The sequence below is a fragment of the Variovorax sp. Root473 genome, from assembly GCF_001426505.1.
In the GTDB taxonomy this organism is placed as follows: domain Bacteria; phylum Pseudomonadota; class Gammaproteobacteria; order Burkholderiales; family Burkholderiaceae_C; genus Variovorax.
The window spans coordinates 18,589-32,592 of the sequence record NZ_LMEV01000002.1 but is presented as its reverse complement, the minus strand read 5'-3'; the positions used below and the strand labels follow the sequence as shown (position 1 = coordinate 32,592).

The following is a 14,004-nucleotide window of genomic DNA, read 5'->3' as shown; positions in this document are numbered from 1 at the left end:
GAGGCCAACCCCATGACATCGCTTGCCGGACTGCGCGTGCTCGATCTTTCGCGCTTCATCGCCGGACCCTACGGCGCCATGATGCTCGCGGACATGGGCGCCGAGGTGGTGAAAATCGAGCCACCGGGCGAGGGTGAATATGCGCGCCGGGCACTCCCGGCAGTGGAGGGCCAGAGCCTCTACAGCTTCGTGGTCAACCGCAACAAGAAGAGCCTGGCCATCGACTTGCGCCACCCCGACGGCGTGCACGTGCTGCGCGAGCTCGTCGGGCAGGCTGACGTGCTGATCGAAAATTTCCGCCCCGGCACCATGGAGCGCATGGGGCTGGGCTGGGAGGCGGTGCACGCACTCAATCCGCGCCTGGTCATGGCGCGAATCTCCGGCTTTGGGCAAGACGGGCCGCTTGCGGGAAAGCAGTGCTTCGACGGCGTGGCGCAGGCCATGAGCGGCCTGATGGACCTGACCGGTGCCGCGGATGGTCCGCCCACCATGATCGGCTCGTTCATGTGCGACTACACCACCGGCATGTATGCCGCGCTTGGCATCCTGGCGGCACTGAATGCGCGGCACGCCTCGGGCAAGGGCCAACTGGTCGACGTGTCGCTGCTGGAGAGCGCCACCTCGATGCTGATGACCGCGATTCCTCAGCAGAAGCTTTTCGGCACCACCATGACGCGCGTGGGTAACCGCGATCGCTTCGTGGCGCCGTCCAACACCTTTGCCTCCCGTGACGGCCGCTATGTGTTGATGGTCGGGGGCGACGACAACATGTTCCCGCGCGTGGTGCGCGCGATGAAGGCACCCGCGTTGCTGGACGATCCGCGTTTCGTGTCGATGGCCTCGCGGATGGAACACCGAGAGGCCGTCGAGGGCCTGGTCGCCCAGTGGATGCTGCAACACGACGCCGACCGGATCGTTGCATTGCTGGAGCGCGAGGGTGTGCCTTGCGCCAAAGTGGCCACCATCGACGAGGTGGTCGAGAACCCGCAACTTCGCCACCGCGGCGCGATTGCCGAGATTCCCTTCGGCGACACCGCGGTGCCGGTGCCGGTGCAGGGCGTGACCATCCATCTCTCGGACACGCCCTTGTCGATTCGCAGCGCCATGCCGGCAGTGGGCGCGCACGGCGATCAAGTGCTGCGAGAGTGGCTCGGCTACGGCGATGAGCGCATGCGCGCGCTGCATGCCGGCGGCGCCGTCTGAATGTTCCCCTTCACTTTTCAGGAGACAAACCCAGGATGACTACGACCCAGGAGCTCATCGAGCACTTCGAGCGTGGCGTGCTCACGCTCACGATGAACCGGCCCGAACGCCTCAACGCGCTGACCGTGCCGATGACCGAGGCGCTGCTCGCGGCGCTGCGGCGTGCAGCGGTCGACGCCGAGGTGCGCGCGGTGGTGCTCACCGGCGCTGGTCGCGCGTTCTGCGCGGGCGGTGACGTGAAGGCGATGGCCGAGGACGACGGGGCGCGCCACACGCTGGAGTCGCGCGCGCTGCAACTGCGTGAACACATGGAATGCGCGCGCCTGCTGCACGAGATGCCCAAGCCCACCGTGGCCGTGGTGCGCGGCGCGGCTGCGGGCGCGGGCCTGTCGCTTGCGCTCGCCTGCGACCTGCTGCTGGCGAGCGATACCGTCAAGCTCACCTCGGCCTTCGTCAAGGTGGGGCTGTCGGGAGACTTCGGCAGCACGTACTTCCTGACCAAGCTGCTCGGCCCGCGGGCGCGGGCGTTCGCGCTGCTGTCGCCGGTGGTGAAGGCCGACGAGGCGCAGCAGATGGGGCTGGTCACGCGTGTCGTGGCCGATGCCGAACTCGACGCCGAAGGTCGTGCACTCGCACAGCAGCTGGCCGATGGCCCGTCGATCACCCTCGGCCACATCAAGGCCAACCTGAACGCGGCCGAGCAGGGCGCCACGCTGGCGCAGGCGCTCGACCACGAGGCCATCCGCCACATCCGGTGCGGCATGACCGAAGACCATCAGGAAGCGGCGCGCGCGTTTGTCGAGAAGCGCGCTGCGAAGTTCGTCAACCGTTGAAGGAGACACACCGCATGGACCGCTTTTCGCTCAAGGGCAAGACTGCCATCGTCACCGGATCGTCGCGCGGCATCGGCCGAGCCATCGCCATTGCCTATGCCCGCGCGGGCGCACGGGTCGTGGTGACCAGTCGCAAGGCCGAGGCCTGCGAGGCCCTGGTGGCCGAGCTGCGCGGCGAAGGACTCGAGGCCACGGCCATCCCGTGCAACATCTCCAGCAAGGAACAGGTGGCCGCGCTGGTCGACCGCACGGAAGCGGCCTTCGGCCCGGTCGACGTGCTGGTGTGCAACGCGGCGGTCAATCCCTACTATGGCCCGATGTCGGGCATCAGCGACGAAGCCTTCTCGAAGGTGATGGACGTCAACATCCGCTCCAACCTGTGGCTGGTGAACCGCGTCGCGCCGGGCATGGCCGAGCGCGGCGGGGGCTCGATCGTCATCATCAGCTCGATCGCCGGACTCACCGGATCGCGCGTGCTCGGCGCGTACGCGATCTCGAAGGCCGCCGACATGCAGCTCGCGCGCAACCTGGCGCTCGAATGGGGCAAGCAGGGCGTGCGCACCAACTGCATCGCGCCGGGACTCATCAAGACCGACTTCGCGAAGGCGCTTTGGGACAACCCGCAGACGCTGGCGGCGGCGCTCGCGTCGAGCCCGCTGAACGCGATCGGCGACCCGGAGGACATTGCGGGCGCGGCGCTGCTCCTTGGCTCGGACGCGGGGCGCTTCATCACCGGCACCACCATCGTCATCGACGGCGGTGCCACCATCGGCGGCGAGGCCTGATGAGGCCCGACCGCCCGAAAGGATTTTCCGCATGACCTACCAGGACATCACCGTGGCCACCGAAGACCACGTGCTCACGCTCACGCTGAACCGGCCCGAGAAGCTCAATGCGTGGACGCACCGCATGGAAAGCGAATTCCGCCAGGCGGTGGAAGCGGCCGAAGCCGATGAGCAGATACGCGCCATCGTGGTCACGGGCGCGGGAAGGGGCTTCTGCGCGGGAGCGGACATGGACATCCTCGAGGCGGGGGCCGCCGGCGCCGCTGCCGGGGATGCGAACGCCCCGTCCCCGGCGCCGCGCAAGGATGGCATCGAGGCCAACTACGCCTGGCGCTTCAGCTACCTGTTGCGCGTGCGCAAGCCGATCTTCGCGGCCATCAACGGACCTGTCGCGGGCATTGGCCTGTGCATGGCGGTGTTCTGCGATTTCCGCTACATGGCCGAGGGGCAGAAGCTCACCACCGCGTTTTCCAGGCGCGGCCTGATTGCCGAGCACGGCATCTCGTGGATGCTGCCGCGCCTGGTGGGTCCGACCAACGCGCTCGACCTGCTGCTGTCGGGCCGCACCATCGTCACGGCCGAGGCGGCGGCGCTGGGGCTCGTGAAGCCACTGCCCGCGCAAGGCTTCCTGGCCCAGGTGCAGGCGATGGCGCACGACATGACGCAAAACGCGTCGCCGCGCTCCATCGGCGTGATCAAGCGCCAGGTGTACGACAGCCTGTTCCAGGACCTGGACACCGCATGGCGCCGTGCGGACGAGGAAATGCAGACCTCGTTTGCAAGCGAGGATTTTCGTGAAGGTGTGGCGCATTTCCTGGAAAAACGCCCGCCCGCGTTCACGGGACATTGAAGCCGGACAAAAGCGCAATAACATATAAGCTATTTAAAAAGGCGCGTGCTTCGCGTGCCGACCCAGCCTATGGAAGACACCCCTCTCACGCGCGACAGCCTCAACGCGCAGGCCTACGGTCGCATCTGCCGCGACCTCAAGGCGGGCCGCTTCGCGCCCGGCGAAAAGCTCAAGCTGCGCGATCTTGCCGCCGAGATGGGCATCAGCCCCACGCCGGTGCGAGAAGCGCTGGCGCGGCTGATCTCCGAACAGGCGCTCGAACAGGTCGGCCATCACTCGGTGCGTGTGCCTGTCATGAGCGAAGAACGCTTCGCCGAGGTTCGCACGCTGCGGCTGATGCTCGAAGGCGAGGCGGCCGCGCGTGCCGCGCCGCGCGCCACCGCCGAGGATGTGAAGAAGCTCGAGGCGATCCATGACCGCATGGCCGCGCTGCGCGAGGCCGGCGACACCGCGGGCGAACTGGTCGAGGCAGAGCGCTTTCACATGGAGGTGTATGCGCTGGCGCGCATGCCAGTGCTGCAGCGCATGGTCGAGGGCCTGTGGCTCCAGTGTGGCCCGCTCATGAAGGCACTGCAGACCCACACGCTCGGCCAGCCACGCAAACAGCATCCGCAGTTGATGGTGCTGCGGGGCATTCGCAAGCACGATGCCGACGTGGCGCGACGCGGCATTCACGACGAGATCGATCGCACGACCGCGCCGATACTGGCCTACCTGCGCGAACGTAGCGCGCAAGAAGGCGGTGCGCCTGCCGCGGCGGCAAGAAAGAGCGCTGCGGGACGGCGAGCCGCAGCAAGCCAGGCCGCCTGAGCAGGCCGCTTGAGCGGTCACCCCCCGCGCGCGGGGGCAAAGGGAAAATGGCGAGGTCACGCACGTGGCCGCATCGCGCCTTCCATGCATCCGGCGGATGGACATGCATGCCGAATATTCATCAGGCACAGCCTTGCTGAGGCCGGCGCTTCGCCGCATGATGGCGCACAAACCGGAGCCCTGCCATGCAGGGTCACCCGGACGAGCAGACCGCCTCGGAGACACGCCAGAATGATCGCCTACCGCCACGGCCCGCGGCCGCTGCACGAGTACCTGCGCCTTCATGCGCGAAGCACACCCGACAAGCCCGCCGTCATCTGGTACGGACGCCGGATCTCGTGGGCCGAACTCGATGACCTGAGCGACCGCTTTGCGCAGAGCCTGCGTGACCGGGGTATCGGGCAGGGCGACGTGGTGGCGCTCTTCCTGCACAACTGCCCGCAGTACCTGATCGCGCACTTCGGCGTGCAGAAGCTCGGCGCCATCGTGAGCCCGTGCAACCCCGATGCGCAGGCCTACGAACTGGAGCACCAGCTCAGCGAGCTCGACGCCAGTGCCATCGTCGCAGGCGAGGAACTGCTCAAGGTGGTGCTGGGCTCGCACGCGATGCGCACCGTGGCGCACGTGTACGCGGTGCGCTGCGGCGACATGCTGCCGGCCACTCTGGCCATGGACGTGCCGCCCTGCCTGCGCCTGCCGCATGAAGGCGCGCCGCCGCTGCCGGCCTGCACCATCGACTTTGCGGATGCGCTCGCCGAGGCCGGGCCGTTCGAGCCGGTCGACACCATTGCCATGGACGACGTGGCGCTGATGGCCTATACATCCGGCAGCACGGGCCTGCCCAAGGGCGCGATGATCAGCTACGAGTGCGCGCTGTACAAGACGGCCGTGAGCGCCGACAGCTTCGGCATCCGCGCGGGCGACGTGATGCTGGCCGACGTCGCGCTGCACCACATTTCGGGAACGATGACCGGCCTGGCACTGCCGGTGTACGCCGGTGCCACCGTGGTGCTTCTCAACCGCTTCGACGCCACCGCGGTGCTGCAGGCGATCGAAGCCTGCAAGGTGACGTGGTGGTACACGATGGCGCCCTCGCTGCCGCTGGTCATGGCGTGTGACGATGCGGCGAGCTATGACCTGTCGACCCTGCGCACCACCGTGGGCACGAGCTTCGGCGTGCCACTGTCGCAGGCGCTGGCCGCGCGCTGGAGCCGCTTCGCCAACGGCTGCCTCGTCTACGAGGCCGGCTACGGCCTGAGTGAAACCCACACCTGCGATACCCTCATGCCGCCCGATGCCATCAAGTGGGGCACCAACGGCAAGCCGGCGCCGGGTGTCGAGCTGCGCATCGTCGACCTCGAGACCGGGCGCGAACTGCCGCCGGGCCAGCGCGGCGAGATCCTGCTGCGTGGGCCGATCCGCTACAAGGGCTACTGGCTGCAGCGCGAGGCCACCGAGGCGATGCTGAAGGACGGATGGCTGCGCACCGGCGACGTGGGCGTGGTCGACGAGGAGGGCTACCTCACGTTCCTGGGGCGCACCAAGGAGATGATCAAGGTCTGGAGCTACAGCGTGTTTCCGGAAGAGGTCGAGGCGATCCTTGGCATGCACCCCGACGTGCGCCAGGCCGCGGTGGTCGGCCTGCCCGACCCTGACCGCGGCGAGGCGGTGCAGGCCTACGTGGTGCTGAAGGACGAGGCCGCCGCGCGGGTGCGTGCAGGCCAACCGAAGGACCGCGCCGACCAGAAAATCATCGAATGGTGCCTGCAGCACATGTCGCACTACAAGGTGCCGCGCCGCGTGATCTTCCGCAGCGGCCTGCCGTCGTCAGAGAACGGCAAGGTGCTGAGGCGCATGCTGCGGGACCCGGCCGGGCCGTCGCCGATGGCGTTGAACTGACCCTGACCCGCCGGGCCGTGGTCAGCGCGCAGCGGCCGGCGCGCGGTAGCTCATGAGCTCCTGCTTTGCAATCGCATTGCGATGCACCTCGTCGGGGCCGTCGGCCACGCGCAGGTGGCGCGCATAGGCATAGAACGAGGTCAGCAGCGTGTCCTGGCTGAGGCCCGCGGCGCCAAAGGCCTGCATCGCGTCGTCGATCACCTGCACGCAGTTGTTGGGCGCCAGCACCTTGATCATCGCGATCTCCTTGGCTGCCACCTTGTTGCCCACGGTGTCCATGCGCCAGGCCGCATGCAGCACCATCCAGCGCGTCTGGTCGATCAGCATGCGCGCTTTGGCGATGCGCTCGCGCCACACGCCCTGCTCGGACAGCGGCTTGCCGAAGGCCACGCGCGAGACCACGCGCTCGCACATCATCTCCAGCGCCGACTCGGCCATGCCGATCATGCGCATGCAGTGATGGATGCGGCCCGGCCCGAGCCGACCCTGCGCAATCTCGAACCCACGGCCCTCCCCGAGCAGCAGGTTCGACGCCGGCACCCGCACGTTCTCGAACAGCACCTCGGGATGGCCGAAGGGCGCGTCGTAGTGACCCATCAGTGCCATGTCGCGCACCACCGTCACGCCCGGGGTGTCGCGAGGCACGATGATCATCGATTGCTGGCGGTGCCGGTCGGCGTTGTCCGGGTCGGTCTTGCCCATCAGGATGAAGAGCTTGCATCGTTCGTTCATGGCGCCGGTGATGTACCACTTGCGTCCGTTGATGACGTAGTCGCTGCCATCGCGGCGAATGCTGCATTCGATGTTGGTGGCGTCCGACGAGGCCACGGCCGGTTCGGTCATGGCGAACGACGAGCGGATCTCGCCTTCGAGCAGCGGCTTGAGCCATTGCGCCTGCTGCTCGGGCGAGCCGTAGCGTGCAATGACCTCGGTGTTGCCGGTGTCGGGCGCGCTGCAGTTGAACGCCTCGGCGCTCCAGTAGCGCCGGCCCATGATCTCGCACAGCGGCGCGTACTCCAGGTTGGTCAGGCCCGCCCCATGTTCCGCTTCGGGCAGGAACAGGTTCCACAGGCCCGCCGCGCGCGCCTTGGGCTTGAGCTCTTCCATCAAGGGCAGCGTGGTGTAGCTGCCACCGTTCTGTGCGTTCAGGTACGAGCGGTGCGCTTCTTCCTCGCGACGCAACTCGTTCGGGTAGATGTGTGCGTCCATGAAGGCGAGCAGGCGCTTGCGCAGGTCCTGGACCTTGGGGCTGTAGGCGAATTCCATGTGTGTCCTTGGGGGAGCGTGTGAAAAAGTGGGAAGGCGATTCAGGACCAGGAGAACAGGCCCAGAGAAACCGCGACCAGCGCCGGCTTGGTCTGGCCTTCGATCTCGACTGTGTTCTCGGTGCGCAGCAGCGTCCAGCCGTCTTCGCGCGGCTCGGCCGCGAGGAGCTTCATGTGGTTGCGCACGCGCGAGCCCACGAGAACCGGTGACATGAAGCGAAGCTTGTCGATGCCGTAGTTCACCGATTGGGTGGCGTTCAGGCCGCTGAGCAGCTCGTAGGTCGCAATGGGAAGCAGCGACAGCGTGAGAAAGCCGTGCGCAACGGGTGCCCCGAACGGGCTTTCGCGCCTGGCGCGTTCCACGTCGATGTGAATCCACTGTCGATCGCCTGTGCATTCCGCGAACGCGTCGATGCGTGACTGCTCTACCTTGATCCAGGACGAAGTGCCGATGGATTGGCCGACGAGGTCGAGCAGGTTGTCTTGGTTCAGCAAGGGCATGGTGGGGCACTTGAAATGAGGATGTGCCTATGGTGCCGCCTGCGGGCCCTCGACGGGCCTGTGCCGCATGAAGGCTTTTCATCCGGCGCATTCGGCTTGTTGATGCCGTGGCTGTGCGCATGCAAGAACATCGTCGTTCGAATCTGCTTGTGCCTCCGCACCGAAAGGACATCGTGACCGCCAGCTACGAAATGCGCGACGGCGTCGCCGTTCTGACCATGGACAACCCGCCCGTCAACAGCCTCGGGCTGGCCAATCGGCGCTTCATCGCCGAGGCTGTCCGGCGCGCCGAGGCCGATGCCGCAGTGTTCGCGATCGTGCTGGCAGGGCGCGGCCGGGCCTTCTGCGGCGGTGCCGACATCCGCGAGTTCAACCGGCCCGAGGCGACGACGGCGCCCGAGCTCGTGGACGTGATTGCGCAGGTGGAGGCCTGCGAGAAGCCGGTGGTGGCCGCGATCCACGGCGTGGTGATGGGTGGCGGGCTGGAGCTCGCGATGGGTTGCCATTACCGCATCGCCGAGACCGGCACGCAGGTGGCGTTGCCCGAGGTGCGCATCGGCATCCTGCCGGGGGCGACCGGTACACAGCGGCTGCCCCGACTGATCGGCCTGGAGCCGGCCCTCAACATGATCGTGACCGGCGACACCGTGCTGGCCGAGACGCTCTTCGCGCTGCCCGGCCAGCGCCTGTTCGACCGGCTCGTGCCTGCGACGGCGCCACTCGATGTGGTGGCCGCGGCGATCGTGTTCGCTGGAGAGATCGCGCGGGTGCGCCCGCTGCCCCGCTCGCGCGAGCTTCGCGTGGACCATCCCGACGCGACGGGCTATCTGCATTTCGCACGCCAAGCGGTCGCCGCGAGCTCGAAGCACTGCCCCGCGCCGCTGCGCTGCCTGGACTGCGTGGCGCAATCGGTGCGGCTGCCGTTCGATGCCGCAGTGGCCTTCGAGCGCGAGGCCGTGACCGAACTGGTGTGGACGCCGCAGAGCGCGGCATTGCGCTACGCGTTCTTCTCGGAGCGCGCGGCAAAGAAGGCAGCGGGGCCCGGCGACGCAGTCATTGTCGAGCGCATGCTCGCGCGCTGTCGCGAAGCGGCGCGGCAGTTGATGGCGCAAGGCGTGGACGCACGCGCCATCGACCGCGCGATGCGCGAGTTCGGCTTCGCCCCCGCGCTTGGGGTTTCAACGGCCGAGTCCCCGGCAGCAGCCCCTTCGCGTCCGATCGACGACGACCAGATCGTGCACCGGCTCATGCGCGCGATGGTGGACGAGGGCACGCGCCTGATCGGCGAGGGGGTGGCCGCGCACGCGAGCCACATCGACTGCATGTTTGTTGCGACCGAAGGATTCCCTCGCTGGCGCGGCGGGCCGATGTACTACGGCGCGCGGGCAGGGATCTGCGAATTGCCGGGGGATGAGGTGTCCAATCCCGGCGTCTGATGGATCGGAGCGATGACGACTCGACCCGGCGGTGAGGCCCGGCAGGCGCGGACGTGTTCATGGGGGCGCGAGGTTCTTGAGCAGGATCATTCGCGCAGGGGAATCTTTCAGCCTCCGCTGAGCAATGTCGGCGCTAGAGCACCGGCCGCACGACGAACCGGATGCCGCATGCATCGAACGCAGCGTGCCGCGTTCCTTGACGCCGGATGGAGAGCCCGTGCGACGTCGCATCGCGCAGCACCGCATCCATGTCGTCCACGCTGAAATCCAGGCCCGTCACTGCACTGACGCCGTCGGATGCGAGCGCGAAGCGCAAGTCGAAGCGGCCGAGCGCGAGGGCCGGCAGCCCGTGCGCATCGCGGCCGGACGGCGCGTGAAAAAGCTGCGCCCAATGAAGCGCCACACGCTCGGGCGAGCGCACCGACAGCGTCAGGCTGCAAAGCCGCACCCCGCGCGTCGGTGTGGTGTCGTGCGCAGAGGCCGGCGCGGCTTCGCGCAGGTCGACCGTACAGGCACCGGTGTCCACCGCCTCCAGCCGCAGGCACGGGGTGCAGCCCAGCGCCATGCCGTCGAGCGGTTCGATGCCAAGGCGCTGCAGATGGGTTCGCTGACGAGCGAGATCCCTGCATCGCAGGTCGAGCGTGTCGCCAGGCGCGGCGCGCAGCTCCAGCCACGGGCCGCCGAGCTGCAGCCGTGGCCATCGCGCGGTATCACGCGGCGAGGCTGGCTCCGCGAGCGGCGCTGCGAACACGCGCTCGAAAAGCGCCAGCGCGGAAGCGCCGTCGGTCACCGCCAGGCGCAAGCCGTGCAGGTAGGGCATGAGCGGCGGGCTGGCCATGGCGTGCACTCAGGCCTGCGCCGCGCGTTGCCAGCCGAGTTCAGCCAGCTGGCGCGCCTGCCGCCCGGCATCGAGCGCATGTGCGTTCGACGCATTGCCGGCCAGCGCGCGGCCCATGATGCCCTGCGCGATGGCGGCGGCCCGGAACAGGTTGAAGGCGGTGTAGAAGCGCCAATTCTGCGGCTCTACCGGCTGCAGCCCGCGGCGCTCGCAATAGCGCGCCACATAGGCGGCTTCGGACGGCAGTCCGCGCGCGGCGAGCTGCTGCGTGTCCAGGTCACCGAGTCCGCGAAACGGCGGCGGCAGTTGCCAGGCCATGCAGTGGTAGGCAAAGTCGGCGATCGGGTCTCCCAGTGTCGAGAGTTCCCAGTCGAGCACTGCGATGACGCGGGGCGCGTCGTGCGCGAACACCAGGTTGTCGAGCCGGAAGTCGCCGTGCACGATGCGCGCGGCATGTTCGGGCGGCAGGTGTCCGGGAAGCCAGTCGATCAGTGCCTCCATCGCGTCGATCCGCTCGGTTTCACTCGCGCGGTACTGCTTGCTCCAGCGCGCGACCTGTCGCTCGATGTAGCTGCCCGGCCGGCCGTAGTCGCCCAGGCCCACGGCGCCCACGTCGACGTCGTGCAGCGCGGCCTGCACGCGGTTCATCTCGTCGCAGATCGCCGTGCGCTCGGCGGGGGACTGGGCGGGCAGCTTCGGGTCCCAGAAGATGCGGCCGTCGAGATGGTCCATCACATAGAAGGCGCTGCCGATCACGCCCGGGTCTTCGCACAGCGCATGCACGCGAGGCACGGGCACGGGCGTGCCCGCGAGCGCACGCATGACGCGGAACTCGCGCTCCACCGCATGCGCGGAGGGCAGCAGAACGCCCGGGGGCTTGCGTCGCAGCACGTAGCGCCGATTGGGCGTCTCGAGCAGGAAGGTCGGGTTCGATTGGCCGCCCTTGAACTGGGAAATGCGAAACCCGGCGTTCGCGCCCGGGTCCACCTGCGCGGCGAACCAGTGCCGCAGCGCCGTCTCATCGAAGCGGTGCTGCTGCCGCACATCGGTGGTGCCTGCGAACTGTTCGCTGCTGGTCATGGGGGCCCTGTCTCCTCGGTGAATGCGCGTGAGCAACAACTCACGGCATGATGGCGCGTGTTGGTCCAGGCCGCAGCCTAAGAGCAAGGGGCCACGGCGGCCAATGAATGCTTCGAATGGACCTGGATACGGCAAATGCATATCTCGCGCGTCGATCTCAATTTGCTCGTGGTGCTGGACACGATCTACACCGAAGGCGGCATCACCAAGGCGGCCGAGAAGCTGCACCTGACCCAGCCGGCCATCAGCCATGCGCTGGCCCGGCTGCGCGACCTGTTCAATGATCCGCTCTTCGAACGCCAGGGCCACCGGATGGTGCCGACACCACTCGCCAAGCGGCTGATCGACCCGCTGCGCGGCTCGTTGCAATCGATCGGCTCGCTGCTCAATGACACACAGAGTTTCGAGCCCGCGAGCGCGAAGAAGCGCTTCGTGGTGGGACTTCGGGACTTCATGGAATCGACCGTGATGCCGCCGCTGATGAAGTCGCTGGCCCTCGAGTCGCCGGGCGTCGAGGTCTCCAGCGTGCGCGCCAACCGACGCAGCCTGGAAAGCGAACTTGCGGCGGGCACGCTCGACGTGGCACTCGACGTGCTGCTGCCGCTGTCGGACGCGGTGAAGGTCAAGCGCATCAGTGTCGACGGCATGGCGGTGGTGGCGCGCAAGGGGCATCCGGCCATCGTCGATGGCGCGATCGCGCTGGACACCTACCTTGCCGAGCGCCACATCCTGGTCACCTCACGCCGGCAGGGGCCCGGCTTCGAAGACATCGAACTGCGCCGCATGGGTGTGCAGCGCCAGGTGGCGCTGCGCTGCCAGTTCTACTTCGCGGCCTGCCGCACGGTGTCGGAAACCGACCTGCTGCTCACCATGCCCGAGAGCTACGCCCATGTGGCGAACCGCCAGTTCGGGAACCAGGTGATGGCCTTCCCGGTGCCGCTGTCGTCGATGGACGCCTACATGTACTGGCACGCCAGCACCGACAACGACGCGGGCAACCGCTGGTTGCGCTCGGTGCTGCTGCGCTGTCTCGCGCGTTGAACAGCGCGCTTTTTCTTTCGCTTCTTCGCTTCCTTGCTTCCGATGGCGAACTCGGCGCAATGCCGTGGGCGCTGCACTGTGCCGCGCATTCGGGTTTACGCCAGTGGCATGCGATCGGCTCTCGCCTTAAATTGACATCTGTTATAACAAATAACGCGTCGACCTAGGCAGGCCGCGCATCACCCGAAGGAGACACGATGGCTATGAGAAGGCGTCATTTCATGCGGGCTACAGCCGCCGCGGCTGGCGTGCTCGGCTGGCCGGCACTGAACGCACGTGCGCAGTCAGGCCCGGTGCGCATCGGCGTGATGCTGCCGATGAGCGGCATCGGCGCGGAAGCCGGCGCGGCCTGGCTTGCGGGGGCCAAGGTGGCCACTGAGCAGTGGAACGCGAAGGGCGGCGTGCTCAAGCGCCCCATCGAACTGGTCGTGCGCGACGACAAGTTCACCAGCGCGGGGGCCGTGGCCGCGGCGCGCGAGCTGGCCGGCAGCGGCGTCAATCTGCTGATCGGCGGCTCACAGTCGCCGATGGCGCTGGCCACCGCGCCGATCCTGCCCGAGCTCAAGGCGATGATGGTCGCGCCGTGCCCGACGGTGATGTCGCTCACGCACGAGAACTTCAGCCGCAACTTCTTTCGCCTGTCGTGGAACGCCTACATCGCCTTCGCGGGCATCGGCAACATGCTGACCGAGCGCTTCGCAGAGGTGAAGTCCTGGTCATGCATCGTGCCCGACAGCGAGAACGGCCGCGACATGGCGCGCTTCTTCACGCTCGGCGTCCAGCGTGCGGCAGCCAAGGCGGGGCGCGAGGTGAATGTGCTCCCACCGGTGTTCGCAAGCCTCAACAAAGCCGACTACAGGGTCGAGATCAACAGCCTGATGAACGCATCGTCGCAGGGCCTGTTCGTCGGTCTCACGGCCGCGCCCTGCATCAGCCTGCTGCAGCAGGGGCGCTCGGTGGGCATGGACCGCAAGTTCAAGGTCATCGGTGACGCGGGCACCGAACTGATGATCGCCAAGGCGATGCAGAAGTCGACCCCGGCCAACCTCTGGAGCATCAGCTACTGGGTGCCGGGCACCGAGGCCGGCAAGCGCAACCCCTTGAGCGCACCGCTGTACGACGGCTACGTGAAGCTCACCGGCGACAGGAACCCGCCGAGCATCGTGCAGTCGAGCCATCGCTGCGCACTGGGGCTGTTCCATGCGATCCAGAAGGCGGGCGACACGCAGACCGATGCCGTCATCGCTGCGCTCGAAGGCCTGACCTTCGACACCGCGGTGGGCAGCTACCACGTGCGCAAGGAAGACCACCAGGGTCTGGGCACCGCCTACATCGCCAAGGTGGGGGCGCGCGACGCGGATCCGGGCTACGGCATCGTCGATGCCATGGCCTACAACGAGGCCGACGTGGCGGAGCCGCCATCGGCAGGCAAAGCCATCGCTCTGTGAGGACCAGAACATCAC

The 14,004-nt window shown here is 67.6% G+C and carries 13 protein-coding genes; 9 read left to right on the top strand and 4 right to left on the bottom strand.

Going from position 1 to position 14,004, the window contains the following annotated elements; genetic code table 11:
- Positions 1-12: 12 nt before the first annotated feature.
- The 6 genes from ASD34_RS02895 (at position 13) to ASD34_RS02870 (ending at position 6,380) form a co-directional block, all read left to right on the top strand.
- Positions 13-1,203: a CaiB/BaiF CoA transferase family protein gene (locus ASD34_RS02895; protein ID WP_056572537.1), complete on the top strand. Its 1,191-nt coding sequence runs from the start codon at positions 13-15 to the stop codon at positions 1,201-1,203.
- Positions 1,204-1,238: 35 nt separating this feature from the next.
- Positions 1,239-2,036, top strand: coding sequence for an enoyl-CoA hydratase-related protein (locus ASD34_RS02890; protein ID WP_056572535.1), 798 nt, complete (start codon positions 1,239-1,241; stop codon positions 2,034-2,036).
- A gap of 14 nt (positions 2,037-2,050) precedes the next feature.
- Positions 2,051-2,821, top strand: a complete 771-nt coding sequence (locus ASD34_RS02885; RefSeq protein WP_056572532.1) for an SDR family NAD(P)-dependent oxidoreductase — start codon at positions 2,051-2,053, stop codon at positions 2,819-2,821.
- Positions 2,822-2,852: 31 nt separating this feature from the next.
- Complete coding sequence (locus ASD34_RS02880) at positions 2,853-3,671, top strand: enoyl-CoA hydratase (RefSeq protein ID WP_056572530.1); 819 nt, start codon at positions 2,853-2,855, stop codon at positions 3,669-3,671.
- A gap of 69 nt (positions 3,672-3,740) precedes the next feature.
- Positions 3,741-4,481: a GntR family transcriptional regulator gene (locus ASD34_RS02875; RefSeq protein ID WP_056572529.1), complete on the top strand. Its 741-nt coding sequence runs from the start codon at positions 3,741-3,743 to the stop codon at positions 4,479-4,481.
- A gap of 231 nt (positions 4,482-4,712) precedes the next feature.
- Positions 4,713-6,380 carry an AMP-binding protein gene (locus tag ASD34_RS02870; protein WP_056572527.1) on the top strand — a complete coding sequence of 556 codons (1,668 nt, stop codon included), beginning with the start codon at positions 4,713-4,715 and terminating at the stop codon, positions 6,378-6,380.
- Between the two features lie 21 nt (positions 6,381-6,401).
- Here the strand turns inward: ASD34_RS02870 and ASD34_RS02865 are convergent, their stop codons facing one another.
- Positions 6,402-7,646, bottom strand: a complete 1,245-nt coding sequence (locus ASD34_RS02865) for an acyl-CoA dehydrogenase family protein (RefSeq protein WP_056572525.1) — start codon at positions 7,644-7,646, stop codon at positions 6,402-6,404.
- Positions 7,647-7,687: 41 nt separating this feature from the next.
- Positions 7,688-8,146: a MaoC family dehydratase gene (locus ASD34_RS02860; protein ID WP_056572523.1), complete on the bottom strand. Its 459-nt coding sequence runs from the start codon at positions 8,144-8,146 to the stop codon at positions 7,688-7,690.
- Between the two features lie 173 nt (positions 8,147-8,319).
- Between ASD34_RS02860 and ASD34_RS02855 the strand changes: the two genes are divergently transcribed.
- On the top strand, positions 8,320-9,582 hold the full coding sequence (locus tag ASD34_RS02855; RefSeq protein ID WP_056572521.1) for an enoyl-CoA hydratase-related protein: 1,263 nt from the start codon (positions 8,320-8,322) through the stop codon (positions 9,580-9,582).
- Between the two features lie 133 nt (positions 9,583-9,715).
- On the opposite strand, the gene ASD34_RS02850 is transcribed toward ASD34_RS02855, so the two are convergent.
- Together ASD34_RS02850 and ASD34_RS02845 are read right to left on the bottom strand one after the other, a co-directional pair.
- The gene (locus ASD34_RS02850; protein ID WP_056572519.1) at positions 9,716-10,420 is read right to left on the bottom strand and encodes a hypothetical protein; all 705 of its coding nucleotides are present in this window, start codon (positions 10,418-10,420) and stop codon (positions 9,716-9,718) included.
- Between the two features lie 9 nt (positions 10,421-10,429).
- Positions 10,430-11,500, bottom strand: coding sequence for a phosphotransferase (locus ASD34_RS02845; RefSeq protein WP_056572517.1), 1,071 nt, complete (start codon positions 11,498-11,500; stop codon positions 10,430-10,432).
- Between the two features lie 135 nt (positions 11,501-11,635).
- On the opposite strand from ASD34_RS02845, the gene ASD34_RS02840 reads away from it, so the two are divergent.
- A complete protein-coding gene (locus ASD34_RS02840) occupies positions 11,636-12,541 on the top strand; it encodes a LysR family transcriptional regulator (RefSeq protein WP_056572514.1) in 906 nt (301 codons plus the stop codon).
- Between the two features lie 221 nt (positions 12,542-12,762).
- Complete coding sequence (locus ASD34_RS02835; RefSeq protein ID WP_162248681.1) at positions 12,763-13,989, top strand: ABC transporter substrate-binding protein; 1,227 nt, start codon at positions 12,763-12,765, stop codon at positions 13,987-13,989.
- Positions 13,990-14,004 lie beyond the last annotated feature (15 nt).

Bases quoted from the DNA above. Each gene is read 5' to 3' on its own strand.
- ASD34_RS02895 (WP_056572537.1), top strand. From the start codon at position 13: ATGACATCGCTTGCCGGACTGCGCGTGCTCGATCTTTCGCGCTTCATC.
- ASD34_RS02870 (WP_056572527.1), top strand. From the start codon at position 4,713: ATGATCGCCTACCGCCACGGCCCGCGGCCGCTGCACGAGTACCTGCGC.
- ASD34_RS02880 (WP_056572530.1), top strand. From the start codon at position 2,853: ATGACCTACCAGGACATCACCGTGGCCACCGAAGACCACGTGCTCACG.
- ASD34_RS02885 (WP_056572532.1), top strand. From the start codon at position 2,051: ATGGACCGCTTTTCGCTCAAGGGCAAGACTGCCATCGTCACCGGATCG.
- ASD34_RS02835 (WP_162248681.1), top strand. From the start codon at position 12,763: ATGCGGGCTACAGCCGCCGCGGCTGGCGTGCTCGGCTGGCCGGCACTG.
- ASD34_RS02865 (WP_056572525.1), bottom strand. From the start codon at position 7,646: ATGGAATTCGCCTACAGCCCCAAGGTCCAGGACCTGCGCAAGCGCCTG.
- ASD34_RS02845 (WP_056572517.1), bottom strand. From the start codon at position 11,500: ATGACCAGCAGCGAACAGTTCGCAGGCACCACCGATGTGCGGCAGCAG.
- ASD34_RS02890 (WP_056572535.1), top strand. From the start codon at position 1,239: ATGACTACGACCCAGGAGCTCATCGAGCACTTCGAGCGTGGCGTGCTC.
- ASD34_RS02840 (WP_056572514.1), top strand. From the start codon at position 11,636: ATGCATATCTCGCGCGTCGATCTCAATTTGCTCGTGGTGCTGGACACG.
- ASD34_RS02850 (WP_056572519.1), bottom strand. From the start codon at position 10,420: ATGGCCAGCCCGCCGCTCATGCCCTACCTGCACGGCTTGCGCCTGGCG.
- ASD34_RS02860 (WP_056572523.1), bottom strand. From the start codon at position 8,146: ATGCCCTTGCTGAACCAAGACAACCTGCTCGACCTCGTCGGCCAATCC.
- ASD34_RS02875 (WP_056572529.1), top strand. From the start codon at position 3,741: ATGGAAGACACCCCTCTCACGCGCGACAGCCTCAACGCGCAGGCCTAC.